Annotated in this window: 13 protein-coding genes; 2 read left to right on the forward strand and 11 right to left on the reverse strand. The window is 71.4% G+C overall.

The genetic code is table 11. From position 1 onward, the window contains the following. Positions 1–41: 41 nt before the first annotated feature. Both hisS and ACIPXM_RS13265 read right to left on the reverse strand, forming a co-directional pair. A complete protein-coding gene (gene hisS, locus ACIPXM_RS13260; RefSeq protein WP_401654956.1) occupies positions 42–1304 on the reverse strand; it encodes a histidine--tRNA ligase in 1263 nt (420 codons plus the stop codon). 11 nt (positions 1305–1315) lie between these two features. Beyond that, positions 1316–2023, reverse strand: coding sequence for an MBL fold metallo-hydrolase (locus tag ACIPXM_RS13265; protein ID WP_401654957.1), 708 nt, complete (start codon positions 2021–2023; stop codon positions 1316–1318). Between the two features lie 208 nt (positions 2024–2231). Here ACIPXM_RS13265 and ACIPXM_RS13270 point away from each other — a divergent pair, with 208 nt between their 5' ends. Both ACIPXM_RS13270 and ACIPXM_RS13275 read left to right on the forward strand, forming a co-directional pair. After that, positions 2232–3020 carry a peptidylprolyl isomerase gene (locus ACIPXM_RS13270; RefSeq protein ID WP_401654959.1) on the forward strand — a complete coding sequence of 263 codons (789 nt, stop codon included), beginning with the start codon at positions 2232–2234 and terminating at the stop codon, positions 3018–3020. A 211-nt stretch (positions 3021–3231) separates the two neighbouring features. Next, positions 3232–4461: a DUF349 domain-containing protein gene (locus ACIPXM_RS13275; RefSeq protein WP_401654960.1), complete on the forward strand. Its 1230-nt coding sequence runs from the start codon at positions 3232–3234 to the stop codon at positions 4459–4461. Positions 4462–4559: 98 nt separating this feature from the next. Here ACIPXM_RS13275 and ACIPXM_RS13280 read toward each other — a convergent pair whose 3' ends face one another. The 9 genes from ACIPXM_RS13280 to ACIPXM_RS13320 form a co-directional block, all read right to left on the reverse strand. After that, on the reverse strand, positions 4560–7037 hold the full coding sequence (locus tag ACIPXM_RS13280; protein WP_401654961.1) for a RelA/SpoT family protein: 2478 nt from the start codon (positions 7035–7037) through the stop codon (positions 4560–4562). A 244-nt stretch (positions 7038–7281) separates the two neighbouring features. Beyond that, positions 7282–7827 carry an adenine phosphoribosyltransferase gene (locus ACIPXM_RS13285; protein ID WP_401654962.1) on the reverse strand — a complete coding sequence of 182 codons (546 nt, stop codon included), beginning with the start codon at positions 7825–7827 and terminating at the stop codon, positions 7282–7284. After that, positions 7824–8906: a protein translocase subunit SecF gene (gene secF / locus ACIPXM_RS13290; RefSeq protein WP_401654963.1), complete on the reverse strand. Its 1083-nt coding sequence runs from the start codon at positions 8904–8906 to the stop codon at positions 7824–7826. Before secF ends, ACIPXM_RS13285 begins: the two co-directional genes overlap by 4 nt. A gap of 1 nt (position 8907) precedes the next feature. Continuing rightward, positions 8908–10683 carry a protein translocase subunit SecD gene (gene secD / locus ACIPXM_RS13295; RefSeq protein ID WP_401654964.1) on the reverse strand — a complete coding sequence of 592 codons (1776 nt, stop codon included), beginning with the start codon at positions 10681–10683 and terminating at the stop codon, positions 8908–8910. A 149-nt stretch (positions 10684–10832) separates the two neighbouring features. Next, complete coding sequence (yajC, locus tag ACIPXM_RS13300) at positions 10833–11303, reverse strand: preprotein translocase subunit YajC (RefSeq protein WP_401654965.1); 471 nt, start codon at positions 11301–11303, stop codon at positions 10833–10835. 176 nt (positions 11304–11479) lie between these two features. Next, a complete protein-coding gene (gene ruvB, locus ACIPXM_RS13305) occupies positions 11480–12571 on the reverse strand; it encodes a Holliday junction branch migration DNA helicase RuvB (RefSeq protein ID WP_401654966.1) in 1092 nt (363 codons plus the stop codon). 98 nt (positions 12572–12669) lie between these two features. After that, positions 12670–13302 (reverse strand): Holliday junction branch migration protein RuvA, encoded by a 633-nt coding sequence (gene ruvA, locus ACIPXM_RS13310; RefSeq protein WP_401654967.1) that lies wholly within the window; start codon positions 13300–13302, stop codon positions 12670–12672. Further along, positions 13299–13856 (reverse strand): crossover junction endodeoxyribonuclease RuvC, encoded by a 558-nt coding sequence (ruvC, locus tag ACIPXM_RS13315; RefSeq protein WP_401654968.1) that lies wholly within the window; start codon positions 13854–13856, stop codon positions 13299–13301. The genes ruvA and ruvC overlap by 4 nt, the downstream gene beginning before the upstream one ends. Before the next feature lie 189 nt (positions 13857–14045). Next, positions 14046–14798: a YebC/PmpR family DNA-binding transcriptional regulator gene (locus ACIPXM_RS13320; protein ID WP_401654969.1), complete on the reverse strand. Its 753-nt coding sequence runs from the start codon at positions 14796–14798 to the stop codon at positions 14046–14048. Between the last annotated feature and the right edge of the window lie 6 nt (positions 14799–14804).

Here is a 14804-nt window from a genome sequence, read left to right on the forward strand (position 1 = left end):
CATGTCCCGTACGGACCGGGCCCGACCCGGCTCGACCCGGCTCAGCCGAGCTTGGCGCGCACCGCGTCGACCAGCGCGTCCAGGGCGACGGCCTGCTGCTCGCCGGACTCCATGTCCTTGAGCTGGACCACGCCCTCGGCGAGGTCGCGCTCACCGGCGACCAGGGTGAGCCGGGCGCCGGAGCGGTTGGCGTCCTTCATCGCGCCCTTGAGGCCCTTGCCGCCGAAGGAGAAGTCGGTGGCGACGCCGGCCCGGCGCAGCTCGGTGACCTTGCCGAACAGCAGACGGCGGGCCTCCTCGCCGATCGCGACGGCGAAGACGCTGGTGCTGGCGGGCAGGTCGAGGGTCACGCCCTCGGCCTCCAGGGCGAGCACCGTGCGGTCCACGCCGAGCGCCCAGCCGACGGACGGCAGCGCGGGGCCGCCGATCATCTCGGACAGGCCGTCGTAGCGGCCGCCGCCGCCGACCGCGGACTGCGAGCCGAGACCGTCGTGGACGAACTCGAAGGTGGTCCTGGTGTAGTAGTCCAGGCCGCGCACCAGCTTGGCGTCGTCCTCGAAGACCACGCCCGCCGCGGTGATCAGGGCGCGCACCTCCTCGTGGTACGCCTTGCACGCGTCGCACAGGTAGTCGCGCAGCAGCGGGGCGTCGGCGAGCTGCTTCTGCACCGCCTCGCGCTTGTCGTCGAGGACCCGCAGCGGGTTGATCTCGGCCCGGCGCAGGGTGTCCTCGTCGAGGTCGAGGCCGCGCAGGAAGGTCTGCAGCGCCTCGCGGTAGACGGGGCGGCACTCCTGGTCGCCGAGCGAGTTCAGCAGGATGCGGAAGTTCTTCAGGCCGAGCGAGCGGTACGCCTGGTCGGCCAGGATGATCAGCTCGGCGTCGAGCGCCGGGTCCTCGGCGCCGATGGCCTCGGCACCGACCTGCGAGAAGTGGCGGTAGCGGCCCTTCTGCGGGCGCTCGTAGCGGTAGTACGAGCCGGAGTACCAGAGCTTGACGGGGAGGTTGCCCTGCTTGTGCAGGTTGGCCTCCAGGGCGGCGCGCAGCACGGACGCGGTGCCCTCGGGGCGCAGCGCGAGCTTGTCGCCGCCCTTGGTCTCGAAGGCGTACATCTCCTTGCTGACGATGTCGGTGGACTCACCGACACCGCGGGCGAAGAGGTTGACGTCCTCGAAACCGGGGGTCTCGACGTAGCCGTACCCGGCGGTGCGCAGCGGCGCGGCGATGGCGTCGCGCACCGCGAGGTAGGTCGCGGAGAACGGCGGGATCAGGTCGTACGTGCCCTTGGGGGCCTTGAAGGTGCTCACGGTGGATCTCGTCACATTCCTCGTCGGGGAGCGTCCGTGCTCCCGAGGCCGTCGGCCACCTGCCGCAGATAGGGATTGGTGGCGCGTTCCTGGCCGATGGTCGTCTGGGGACCGTGTCCCGACAGGACCACGGTCGAGTTGTCGAGCGGCAGGCACACGCGGGCCAGCGAGTCGAGCATCTCGGCCATGTCACCGCCGGGCAGGTCGGTGCGTCCGATGGAGCCGGCGAACAGCAGGTCGCCGGAGAAGAACACGGAGGGGATCTCCGTGGTCTCCGGCGTCCGGAAGGTCACCGACCCCTTGGTATGGCCGGGCGCGTGCGCGACGGAGAAGTCGAGGCCCGCCAGCTTCAGCTCGGCGCCGTCGGTGAGCTCGCGCACGTCGTCCGGCTCGCCCACGGTCAGCTCGCCGAGCAGCGGCATCCCGATCGAGCGGCCGATGCCCTTCTCGGGGTCGCTCATCATGTACCGGTCGGCGGGGTGGATCCACGCGGGCACGTCGTTGGCGCCGCAGACCGGGACGACCGAGGCGACATGGTCGATGTGGCCGTGGGTCAGGATCACGGCGACGGGCTTGAGCCGATGCTTCTTGATCGTCTCCTCGACGCCCTGGGCCGCCTGGTGGCCCGGGTCGATGATGACGCACTCCTCGCCTGCGGCGGGGGCGACCAGGTAGCAGTTGGTGCCCCAGGCCCCGGCGGGGAACCCGGCAATCAGCACGATCGTCCTCATTTGTCGTCCGGCAACGGGCCGCCGCGGTCCGCCGTCCCGCGGAATTCAGCGGTACGAGGAGGATTGCGGCAGATCAGAGCCTACCGGCGCTGCGTATTCCACAGCCAACCCGTATACGGTACGGGCACATCCGGCCAGGACTGAACAGACGATCGACGACGATCGGCATCGACCTCATCGACAAGGAGCGGACCCGGTGGTCAGCAGCGATCAGCGGCGGCGGCAGCTCGCCAGGGAGAAGTACGCACGCCAGCAGCAGCGGCGCGCGGAGGCGCGCCGCAGGACGCGCCGCAACACGGTCATCGCGTCCTCGCTCGCGGTCGTGGTGGCCGCGGGCCTCGCCGTCTGGGCCTCGGTGGCGCTGAGCGGCGACGACGACGCCAAGAGCGGCACCGACACGGCCTCGACGCCGTCGGCCACGCCGTCCGCGTCGAAGGAGCCGGAGCAGCCGGAGCCCGCGATGTCCATCGACAAGAAGGCCACGTACACGATGGCCCTGAAGACGAACGTCGGCGGCATCAAGATCACGATGGACGCGGCCAAGGCCCCGCACACCGTGAACTCCTTCAAGCACCTCGCCGACAAGAAGTACTTCGACGGGACCAAGTGCCACCGGCTGACCACCTCGGGCATCTTCGTGCTCCAGTGCGGCGACCCCAAGGGCGACGGCACCGGCGGGCCGGGCTACTCCATCCCGGACGAGAACCTGACCGGGCTGGGCAAGGCGGGCGCGGACGGCTCCGTCACGTACCCGAAGGGCACGGTCGCGATGGCGAACGCCGGCCCGAACACCGGTGGCAGCCAGTTCTTCCTGGTCTACAAGGACACCAAGCTGCCGCCGAACTACACCCCCTTCGGCACCTTCGACGCGGAGGGCGTGAAGGCGGTCGAGGAGGTCGCGAAGGCGGGCGTCGAGGGCGGCGCGGGCGACGGCGCCCCGAAGACGGCCGTGACCCTGCAGAAGGTCACGGTCGGCACGAAGTGACGGCGCCGGCGAGCCCGGCGGACGCACCGGCGTACGACCGTTGAATTTCGGTCGCGCTGAGTGCGGACAGCCGGGCCGCCGGTCGCCTAGATTGGCGTTGTGCAGCGCAGGCCGCCGGCCGCGCTGTGGAGGGCGGGCGAGACCCGCCGGGAATCCGTGGACGATGCCAGGGGGCCGGGCCCCCGTGACGGCATCATGGTGAGGAGGCGCTGTGAGCAGCGACCCGTGGGGCCGTGTCGACGAGACGGGCACCGTGTACGTGCGTACGGCCGAGGGCGAGCAGGTCGTCGGATCGTGGCAGGCCGGCAGCCCCGAGGAGGCGCTGGCCTACTTCGAGCGCAAGTACGAGGGCCTGGTGGTCGAGATCGGCCTCCTCGAGAAGCGGGTGCGGACCACCGACCTCTCGGCCAAGGACGCCACGGCGGCCATCGACCACATCCGCACGCAGGTCGAGGAGCACCACGCCGTCGGTGACCTCGCCGCGCTCGCGGCCCGCCTCGACAAGCTGATCGAGTCGGTCGAGTCCCGCCGCGAGGAGCGCAAGGCCCAGAAGGCCAAGCAGACCGACGAGGCGCGCTCCGCCAAGGAGGCGCTGGTCGTCGAGGCCGAGGAGCTGGCGCAGAGCGAGCAGTGGCGCGCCGCGGGCGAGCGGCTGCGGGCCCTGGTGGACACCTGGAAGGGGCTGCCGCGGCTCGACCGCAAGTCGGACGACGAGCTGTGGCACCGCTTCTCGCACGCCCGCTCGGCGTTCTCCAAGCGGCGCAAGGGGCACTTCGCGGCGCTCGACGCGCAGCGCGAGGACGCCCGCAAGGCCAAGGAGAAGCTGGTCGCCGAGGCCGAGGCGCTGGCGAGCTCCACCGACTGGGGTGCCACGGCCGCGCGCTACCGCGAGCTGATGTCGGACTGGAAGGCGGCGGGCCGGGCCCAGCGCGAGCACGAGGACGACCTGTGGAACCGCTTCCGCGGCGCCCAGGACGTGTTCTTCGCGGCCCGCGGCGAGGTGTTCGCCGAGCGCGACGCCGAGCAGACCGAGAACCTCAAGCTGAAGGAGGAGCTCGCGGACGAGGCCGAGAAGCTGCTCCCGGTGACGGACCTGAAGGCGGCCCGTGCCGCGTTCCGCTCCCTCAACGAGCGCTGGGAGGCCATCGGCCACGTGCCGCGTGACGCCCGCCCGAAGGTCGAGGGCCGGATGCACACGGTGGAGCGGGCGATCCAGGACGCCGAGGAGAACGAGTGGCGCCGGACCAACCCGGAGGCCCGCGCCCGCGCGGCCGGCCTCACGGGCCAGCTCCAGGACGCCGTCGACAAGCTCCAGAAGCAGATCGACACGGCCCGCGCCGCGGGCAACGACAGCAAGGCCGACAAGCTCGCCCGCGAGCTCGAGGGCCGTCAGGCCCTCCTGGACCAGGCCCTGAAGGGCCTCCAGGAGTTCGGCGGCTGATCGTCCGGTCGGCGGTACGGGAAGGGCCCCTGGCGGGGTTACCGCCGGGGGCCCTTCCCGTACCACCGTCGACCGGGCGGCGGCGGACCGCCGTCCCGCTACGGCCTGCGCGCGCTCGTCACCCGGTACACGTCGTAGACGCCCTCCACGCCGCGCACCGCCTTCAGGACGTGGCCCAGGTGCTTCGGGTCGCCCATCTCGAAGGTGAAGCGTGAGGTGGCCACCCGGTCGCGGGAGGTCTGGACGGCCGCCGACAGGATGTTGACGTGCTGGTCGGACAGGACCCGGGTGACGTCGGAGAGCAGCCGGGACCGGTCCAGGGCCTCGACCTGGATGGCGACCAGGAAGACCGAGGACTGGGTCGGGGCCCATTCGACCTCGAGGATCCGCTCCGGCTCGCGGGACAGCGAGTCGACGTTGACGCAGTCGCTGCGGTGCACCGAGACGCCGCTGCCGCGGGTGACGAAGCCGATGATCGGGTCGCCGGGCACCGGGGTGCAGCAGCGGGCCAGCTTCACCCAGACGTCGTCGACGCCCTTGATCACCACACCGGGGTCCGCGCTGGAGCGCCGCTTGGCGCGGCCGCGGGTCGGCGGGGCGGTCTCGTCGATCTCCTCGCTCGCGGCCTCCTCGCCACCCAGCGCCTGGACCAGCTTCTGCACGATGGACTGGGCCGTGACATGGCCCTCGCCGATCGCCGCGTACAGCGAGGAGATGTCGCTGTAGCGCATCTCGTGGGCCAGGGTGACCAGCGAGTCGCCGGTGAGGATCCGCTGGATCGGCAGGTTCTGCTTGCGCATGGCCCGCGCGATGGCGTCCTTGCCCTGCTCGATCGCCTCGTCCCGGCGCTCCTTGGAGAACCAGGCGCGGATCTTGTTCCGGGCGCGCGGCGACTTGACGAAGCCGAGCCAGTCCCGGGAGGGTCCGGCGCCCGCCGCCTTGGAGGTGAAGACCTCCACGAGGTCGCCGTTGTCGAGGGTCGACTCCAGCGGCACGAGCCGGCCGTTGACCCGGGCCCCTATGGTGCGGTGGCCGACCTCGGTGTGCACCGCGTACGAGAAGTCGACCGGGGTGGCCCCGGCGGGCAGCGCTATCACGTCGCCCTTGGGGGTGAAGACGAAGACCTCGTTGCGCGACAGGTCGAAGCGCAGCGACTCCAGGAACTCGCCCGGGTCCTCGGTCTCCTTCTGCCAGTCGAGCAGCTGGCGCAGCCACGCCATGTCGTTGAGGTGGTCGTCCTTGCCGGAGCCCCGCGGCACGTCGGTGCGCACCTTGGAGGCGCCCGCGACGGCCTCCTGCTTGTACTTCCAGTGCGCGGCGATGCCGTACTCGGCGCGGCGGTGCATGTCGAAGGTGCGGATCTGCAGCTCGACCGGCTTGCCGTTGGGGCCGATCACCGTGGTGTGCAGCGACTGGTACATGTTGAACTTCGGCATCGCGATGTAGTCCTTGAACCGGCCGGGGACCGGGTTCCATCGCGCGTGCACGGTGCCGAGGGCGGCGTAGCAGTCGCGGACCGTGTCGACCAGGACACGGATGCCCACCAGGTCGTAGATCTCCGCGAAGTCCCGGCCGCGGACGATCATCTTCTGGTAGACGCTGTAGTAGTGCTTGGGGCGGCCGGTGACGGTGGCCTTGATCCGGGCGGCCCGCAGGTCGGCCTGCACCTCGTCGGTGACGAGGGCCAGGTACTCGTCGCGCTTGGGGGCGCGCTCGGCGACGAGCCGGACGATCTCGTCGTACATCTTGGGGTAGAGGATCGCGAAGGCGAGGTCCTCCAGCTCCCACTTGATGGTGTTCATGCCCAGCCGGTGCGCCAGCGGGGCGTAGATCTCCAGGGTCTCGCGGGCCTTCTTCTCCTGCTTCTCCCGCTTGAGGTAGCGCATGGTGCGCATGTTGTGCAGCCGGTCGGCGAGCTTGATGACCAGGACCCGGGGGTCCTTGGCCATGGCGACGACCATCTTGCGCACGGTCTCGGCCTGCGCGGCCTCGCCGAACCGGACCTTGTCGAGCTTGGTGACGCCGTCGACGAGCAGGGTGACCTGGTCGCCGAAGTCACGGCGCAGGTCCTCGAGGCCGTACTCGGTGTCCTCGACGGTGTCGTGGAGCAGCCCGGCCATCAGGGTCGCCGGGTCCATGCCGAGCTCGGCGAGGATGGTGGTGACGGCGAGCGGGTGGGTGATGTACGGGTCGCCGCTCTTGCGCTTCTGGCCGCGGTGCCAGCGCTCGGCGACCTGGTAGGCGCGCTCGACCTGGCGCAGCGTCGCCGTCTCGATCTTGGGGTCGTTGGACCGGACGATCCGCAGCAGCGGTTCGAGGACCGGGTTGTACGGGGAGGAGCGCTGGACGCCCAGCCGGGCGAGCCGGGCGCGGACCCGGCTGGACGAGCCGCCGGAGCGGGCCGTGGGGGCCGGGGCGGGCCGGGCGGACGGGGCGGGCGCGGGAGCCGCGGGCCTCGGCTTGGTCTCCGCGGGCGGGTTCTGGGGCGCGCTCTGGGGCGCGGCGTCGCCCGGCGCGGCCTGGTCGGCCCGCTTCTCGGGCTGCGCGGCGGAGAGTGGCTGGGCCTCGTCTGGCAAGAGCGCTCCTCGTCGTTTCCTGGTCCCCCGGTCAGGTCCGGAAAGGCCATCGTATCGACCTGTCGGCGGCGGCGCGCACGTGCCTGGAGGCTGGGACAAGGGTCCTGGGGCCCGTCGGGGCTCCCGTGCCCGCCGCTGTCCCGGGTTCTGGGGGTGTCCGGAAAACGACGGAGGCGGCCCGGGACATTCCCCGGGCCGCCTCCGGCCGTTGTCGTCGGCCGCCTGTGCCGGTGTTCCCGTCGGCTCAGACGGTGATGAGCGCGGTGAGCGGCGCCCCGTCGAGGGCGGGCTCCAGGCGCTCGCGGCCCGGCAGGAAGCCGAGCTCCATGAGCACCGCGACGCCCGCGACCTCGGCCCCGGCGCGCCGGATGAGCTCGACGGACGCCTCGGCGGTGCCGCCGGTGGCGAGGACGTCGTCGATGACCATCACGCGGTCGCCCGCGGCCAGGTCCTCGGCGTGCACCTCGATCTCGGCGGTGCCGTACTCCAGCTCGTACGCCTGGCGCAGGGTGGCTCCGGGCAGCTTCCCGGCCTTGCGGACCGGGATGAAGCCGATTCCGGCGCGGACGGCGACCGGCGCGGCCAGGATGAAGCCGCGGGCCTCCAGGCCGACGATCTTGGTGGCGCCGTGCAGGGTGCAGAGCGCCGCCAGCTCGTCGGTGAGCGCGCCGAACGCCACCGGGTCCGCGAGCAGCGGGGTGATGTCCTTGAACAGGACGCCCGGCTTCGGATAGTCGGGGACGTCCCTGATCCGGCTCAGGAGCAGCTGGATCGTGGCGTTCTCGGTCATCCGCGGCGCTCCGTGGAGCGGCCCCGGCGGCCGGACGAACGGGGGCCGACGACGGCCGGCTCGGCGCCGGTGGTGTCGTCGTCCGCGAGGTCCGGGTTCTCGCCCTTGGCGGCCGCGGCGGCCCGCTTGGCGAGGACCCGCTTGCGCAGCGCCTTGATGCCCGGCTCGCGCTCCTTGAGGTCGGCGACGAGCGGGGTGGCGATGAAGATCGACGAGTAGGCACCGGCCGCGAGACCCACGAACAGCGACAGCGAGATGTCGTTGAGCATGCCGGCCCCGAGCACACCGCCGCCGATGAACAGCAGTCCGGCGACCGGGAGCAGCGCCACGACCGTGGTGTTGATCGACCGGACCAGGGTGCCGTTGATCGAGCGGTTGGCGATGTCGCTGTAGGTCCAGCGGGTCTGCTTGGTGACGTCCTTCGTCTGTTCCTTGAGCGAGTCGAAGACGACGACCGTGTCGTACAAGGAATAGCCGAGGATCGTCAGCAGACCGATGACCGTGCCGACCGTGACCTCGAAACCGACCAGCGAGTAGATGCCGACGGTGATGGTGAGGTCGTGGATCAGCGCGATCAGGGCGGCGATGGCCATCCGCCATTCGAACGCGATGGCCAGATAGATCACCACGAGGACCATGAAAACGGCGAGGCCGGTCCATGCCTTGGTGGCGATCTGCTCGCCCCAGCTGGGGCCGACGAGCTCGGCCGCGATCTTCGCCTCGGGGACGTTCAGGTCCTTGGCGAGCTGGGTGCGGACCTGGTCGGACTTGGCGGTGTCGAGGCCGCCGACCTGGATGCGCAGGGAGCCGTTGCCGAGCTGCTGGACGATGGCGTCGTGGCCGGAGGCCTCTTCCGCGTAGTCCGTGGCCTGGCTGACGGAGACCTCCGTCTTGGGCGTGGTGAAGACGGCTCCGCCCTGGAACTCGATGCCCATGTTCAGGCCGCGCACCGCGAGGGCGACGATGGCCGTGATGGTGATGAGGATCGAGATGCCGTACCAGATCCGGCGGTTTCCGATGAAGTCGTAGCCGACCTCACCGCGGTGGAGCCGGGCGCCGAGATCGCCGAGCTTCGACATCTCACGCCTCCTTCGGGTCGACGGAGCCAGCGGGGGAGGTGCGGCGCGTGCGGCGCAGCGGCGGCTTGGCGCCGAGGCTCTTCGGGTCGAGACCGGACAGCTTGTGGCCGTTGCCGAAGAACTTGGTGCGGGCCAGGAGCGTCATCACCGGCTTGGTGAAGAGGAACACCACGACGATGTCGAGCACGGTGGTCAGGCCGAGGGTGAACGCGAAGCCCTGGACCTTGCCGACGGTGACGATGAAGAGCACCGCGGCGGCCAGGAACGACACGAAGTCGGAGACCATGATGGTGCGCCGGGCCCGCGGCCAGGCGCGCTCGACGGCCGGACGCAGGGTGCGGCCCTCGCGGATCTCGTCGCGGATGCGTTCGAAGTACACGATGAACGAGTCCGCGGTGATACCGATGGCGACGATGGCACCACAGACCGCCGGCAGGTTCAGCGCGAAGCCGATGGCCGGGCCGAGCAGCGCCATGATCACGTAGGTGAGCAGGGCGGAGACGCCGAGGCTGAGGATCGCGATGAACGACAGGCCGCGGTAGTAGACCACCAGGTAGATGATGACCAGCCCGAGGCCGATGGCGCCCGCGATCAGGCCCGCCTGGAGCTGCTCGCCGCCGAGGGCGGCGGTGACGGTGTCGACGCTCTGCGTCTCGAAGGACAGCGGCAGGGCACCGTACGACAGGATGTTGCCGAGGTCCTGGGCCGACTGCTGGTTGAACGAGCCGGAGATCTCCGCGCTGGCGCTCAGCGTCTGGCGCACCGACGGGGCCGAGACGACCTCGCCGTCGAGGACGATCGCGAAGCGGTTCTGCGGGTCGGCCTGCGTCGACAGCTTGCTGGTGATCGTCTGGAACTTCTTCGAGCCGCCGCCCGTGAAGTCCATGGTGACGATCCACATGCCGCGCTGCTGGTCGAAGACGCCCTTGGCGTCGTCGATGTCCTTGCCGTCGACCTCGGCCGGGCCGAGCAGGTACTTCTCCCAGGCGCCGGACGGGTCCTTGCCACAGGCGAGCGCGGTGTCGGCGGGCTTGACGCCCTCACCGATCGCGGTGCGCTGCTTGGGGTCGAGGCAGTTGAGCGTCGCGAACTTCTGCTGGAGCGCGGCCGTGGCCGGGTCGACCGGCGGGGTGCTCGGCGTGCCGGACGGCTTCGCCGAGGGCGTCGGCGTCGGGCTCGGGGCCTTGAGGGCCTCGGAGACCGCGCGGCCCTGGCTGGTGGCGGTGGCGGTCGGGGTGGGGGACTTGTCGTCCTTCTTCCCGTTCTCGCCGTCCTTCTTGCCGGAGTCCTTGCCCTTGTCCGCGGTGGCGCCGGAGGCCGACGGCTTCGGGGACGGCGTCCCGGACGGGTTCGGCACCGGCTGCTCGGCCGGGGCGACGGCCAGGACCGGCCGGAAGAACAGCTGTGCGGTGGTGCCGACCTGCTCGCGGGCCTGCTTCTCGTTCGTCCCCTTGGGGATGTTCACGATGATGTTCTCGCGGCCCTGCGTCTGGACCTCGGCCTCCGAGACACCCAGACCATTGACACGGCGCTCGATGATGCCGACCGCGGTGTTCATGTTGGTCTCGTTGACGGCGGACTCCTGTCCGGGCTCCGCCTTCGCCTTGAGCGTGATCGACGTGCCACCGGCGAGGTCGATGCCCAGGCGCGGGGTGGTGTGCCCCGACCAGAACATGCCGCCGGTGAGCGCGACCATGGCGATCAGAATGAGTGCCAGGGCGCGGCCCGGCCGGCCCTGGCCCCCCGCCGGCCCTCGGCCCTTCTTCGGTGCTGCCACCTGTCGTTTCTCCCTGTCCAAACCGTCCCGCGCCGGGTGGGCGCGCGGACGGCCACGATGTGTGTGGGGCCCAGCCCCCGCAGACGCGTGGAACCCGTCCGGGGCGGGTCCGGGCACCGGTGGGTGCCCGGGACCCGCCCCGGGGCGAACTACTTCGCCTCGGTGTCCCCGCCGGCCTTGCCGTCCTTGTCGACCTCGGTGTCCGCCGGAGCGGCGTCCTTCTTGGTCAGGTCGGTCTTGGCCGTCCCCTCCTGGTCCGCGGCGGCGTCGGCGGTCTCGGCGTCCTCGGTGAGCGAGGAGGCGTCGTCCGGAACGACGGCGTCGGACTCGGTGTCGTCGTCACCGTGCACGATCCGGTTGTACTCGGCGTCGTCGAGCACCGTACCGATCGAGTTCTTGGCGTAGACGGCGTGCACGCCGGGCGCGACCTCGAGCAGAACGGTCTCGTCGCCGATCTCCTTGACGGTGGCGTACATCCCCCCGATGGTGCGTACGCCGGTGCCGGGCTGCATCTTGTTGCGCATCTCCGCCGCCGCCTGCTGCTTCTTCTTCGCAGAGCGGGTCATCAGGAACATGGCCCCGATGAGGACGATGAAGGGGAGGAGGGTCACGAGGTTCACGGGACGGGATTCCTTCGCACGGTCGCGGGAATCCGCGGCCTGATCTTCGGGGGTGGGCTCGCCGACCAGAAAGGGGCGGCAACGGCGGAGTCTAGGCGAGTCCGCATCGATGGAACAACGCCCAGCATGTCACCGAGGTTCCTGACCGGGCGAGTCTCCGCGCCGTCACCGGGCCGTCACATCCCGAACAGCCCTTGTTGTCCCCTTTGCTGGCCCGCGCCGGGCGCTCCGGGGTCGGCCGGCTGCGGCGGGACGAGACCGAGGTGGGTCCATGCGGCGGGAGTGGCCACCCGGCCACGGGGAGTGCGCGCGAGCAGTCCCTCGCGTACGAGGAAGGGCTCGGCGACCTCCTCGACGGTCTCGCGCTCCTCGCCGACGGCGACGGCGAGGGTGGACAGGCCGACCGGTCCCCCGCCGAACAGCTTCAGGAGGGCTTCCAGGACCCCCCGGTCGAGCCGGTCGAGGCCGCGGCTGTCCACCTCGTACACCCCGAGGGCGGCGGCGGCGATGTCCTTGTCGATCACGCCGTCGGCCCTGACCTGGGCGTAGTCGCGGACCCGGCGGAGCAGCCGGTTGGCGATCCGGGGGGTGCCGCGGGAGCGTCCGGCGATCTCGGCGGCGCCGGCGGTGTCGATCTCGACGTCGAGCAGTCCGGCGGAGCGGCGGATCACCCGCTCCAGCTCGTGGGGCTCGTAGAACTCCATGTGGGCGGTGAAGCCGAAGCGGTCGCGCAGCGGGGGCGGCAGCAGTCCGGCCCGGGTGGTGGCGCCGACCAGGGTGAAGGGCGGCAGGTCGAGCGGGATGGCGGTGGCGCCGGGGCCCTTGCCGACGATGACGTCGACGCGGAAGTCCTCCATCGCCATGTAGAGCATCTCCTCGGCTGGCCGGGACATCCGGTGGATCTCGTCGAGGAAGAGGATCTCGCCCTCCTGGAGGGAGGAGAGGATCGCGGCGAGGTCGCCCGCGTGCTGGATGGCGGGGCCGCTGGTGATCCGGATCGGCGCGTTCATCTCCGCGGCGATGATCATCGACAGGGTGGTCTTGCCGAGTCCAGGGGCGCCGGAGAGCAGCACGTGGTCGGCGGTGGCACCGCGCTGCCGGGCCGCCTTGAGCACCAGGTCGAGCTGCTGGCGGACCTTCTCCTGGCCGACGAACTCGCTGAGGTCCTTGGGGCGGAGGGCGGCCTCGACGGCCTGGTCGTCGCCCTCGGCGGCGGCGCCGACGACGCGGGCCTCCGGCTCGGCGGGGGTGTCGTCGTCCCAGTTCACGGTGTCTGCCTTCTCGTGCTTCTCGATGCGGTGCGGTACGGGGCGGGGGCGGGGCCCCGCGGTACGGGGCGGGCCCGGGCCGGCCGGGCCCCGAGGGCTCAGCGGGCCCGGCTGAGGCTCTGCAGGGCGGCCCGCAGCAGCTGCGGCACCGGCGCGGAGCCGGTCTCGGCGATGGCGGCCTCGGCCTGCGGGGTGACCGCGGCGACGGCCTCGTCCGCCTCGCGGCTCGCGTAGCCGAGGCCGATCAGCGCGGCGGCCAGCTGCTCGGTCCAGGGCGCGGGACCGGCGGCGACGGCGCGCTGCTGGCCGACCAGGCCGCTGCTGCCGAGCGGCTGGCCCAGCTTGTCCTTGAGCTCGAGGAGCAGCTTCTGGGCGCCCTTCTTGCCGATGCCGGGGACGGCGGTGAGCGCCTTCTCGTCGCCGGTGGCGACGGCGAGCCGCAGCGCGTCGGGGCTGTGCACGCCGAGCATGGCCTGGGCGAGCCGGGGGCCGACGCCGCTGGCGGTCTGCAGCAGCTCGAAGACCTGGCGCTCGTCGTCGTCGGCGAAGCCGTACAGGGTGAGCGAGTCCTCGCGGACCACCAGGGAGGTGGCGAGCCGGGCTGGCTCGCCGACCCGCAGGGTGGCGAGGGTGTTCGGGGTGCACTGGACGGCCATGCCGATCCCGCCGACCTCGACGACGGCCGTCATGGGGGCGAGGGCGGCGACCGGGCCGCTGACGAAGGCGATCATGGGGTGCGGCCTTTCGGGGTGCGCGAGGCGGCGGCCTGCTGGAGACGGTTCTGGGCGACCGCCTGCTGGAGGCGGTTCTGCGCGGGGGCGCGCCAGATGTGGCAGATGGCGAGCGCGAGGGCGTCGGCGGCGTCGGCGGGCTTGGGCGGCTCGGCGAGCCGGAGCAGCCGGGTGACCATGGCGCCGACCTGGGCCTTGTCGGCGCGGCCGCTGCCGGTGACGGCGGCCTTGACCTCGCTGGGGGTGTGCAGGGCGACGGGCAGGCCGCGCCGGGCGGCGCACAGCATGGCGACCGCGCTGGCCTGGGCGGTGCCCATCACCGTACGCACGTTGTGCTGGCTGAACACCCGCTCCACGGCGACGAGTTCGGGCTGGAAGCGGTCGATCCACTCCTCCAGGCCGCGCTCGATGCCGACCAGCCGGACGCCGATGTCGGCGTCGGCCGGGGTGCGCACCACGCCGACGCCGAGCATGGTCAGCGGCCGGCCGGCCGTCCCCTCGACCACGCCCACGCCGCACCGGGTGAGCCCCGGGTCCACCCCGAGTACGCGCACGCCGCCCCCTCCCTCGCTCTCGCTGATCGCGAACGTCGCCGAACCGCTCGCAAGCCTGTTTGTGCAGGCTATCGGCTGGCACCGACAACGCAGCGGGCCGACGGGGTGTGTCCCGTCGGCCCGCTGCGTGGTGCGAGGCCGGTCACGCGGTGACCGGGCCGGTGATCATGCCGGTGTCCGGGCGGACGATCAGGCGTCGACCTTGGCCATGACCTCGTCGCTGACGTCGAAGTTGGCGTAGACGTTCTGCACGTCGTCGCTGTCCTCCAGGGCGTCGATCAGCTTGAACATCTTGCGCGCGCCCTCCTCGTCGAGCTCGACCTGCATGGTCGGGACGAAGCTGGACTCGGCCGAGTCGTAGTCGTAACCGGCCTCCTGGAGGGCGGTGCGGACCGCGACCAGGTCGGTGGCCTCGGAGATGACCTCGAAGGACTCGCCGAGGTCGTTGACCTCCTCGGCGCCCGCGTCGAGGACGGCACCGAGGACGTCGTCCTCGGTCAGCTCGGCCTTGGGCAGCACGACGACGCCCTTGCGGTTGAACAGGTACGACACCGAGCCGGGGTCGGCCATCGAGCCGCCGTTGCGGGTCATGGCGACGCGCACGTCCGAGGCGGCACGGTTGCGGTTGTCGGTGAGGCACTCGATGAGCACCGCGACACCGTTCGGGCCGTAGCCCTCGTACATGATCGTGGCGTAGTCGGCGCCACCGGCCTCGAGACCGGCACCGCGCTTGAGCGCGGAGTCGATGTTCTTGTTCGGGACCGACTGCTTCTTGGCCTTCTGGACGGCGTCGTACAGCGTCGGGTTGCCGTCGAGATCGGCACCGCCGGTCCGGGCGGCGACCTCGATGTTCTTGATCAGCTTCGCGAAGAGCTTGCCGCGCTTGGCGTCGATCACGGCCTTCTTGTGCTTCGTCGTAGCCCATTTAGAGTGGCCGGACATCTGCCT

The organism is Streptomyces sp. NPDC090025, from assembly GCF_044748125.1.
GTDB lineage: Bacteria > Actinomycetota > Actinomycetes > Streptomycetales > Streptomycetaceae > Streptomyces.

Coding starts and splice junctions, on each gene's coding strand:
- ACIPXM_RS13285 (WP_401654962.1), bottom strand. CDS start 7,827: ATGACCGAGAACGCCACGATCCAGCTGCTCCTGAGCCGGATCAGGGAC.
- secF (WP_401654963.1), bottom strand. CDS start 8,906: ATGTCGAAGCTCGGCGATCTCGGCGCCCGGCTCCACCGCGGTGAGGTC.
- ruvA (WP_401654967.1), bottom strand. CDS start 13,302: ATGATCGCCTTCGTCAGCGGCCCGGTCGCCGCCCTCGCCCCCATGACG.
- ACIPXM_RS13320 (WP_401654969.1), bottom strand. CDS start 14,798: ATGTCCGGCCACTCTAAATGGGCTACGACGAAGCACAAGAAGGCCGTG.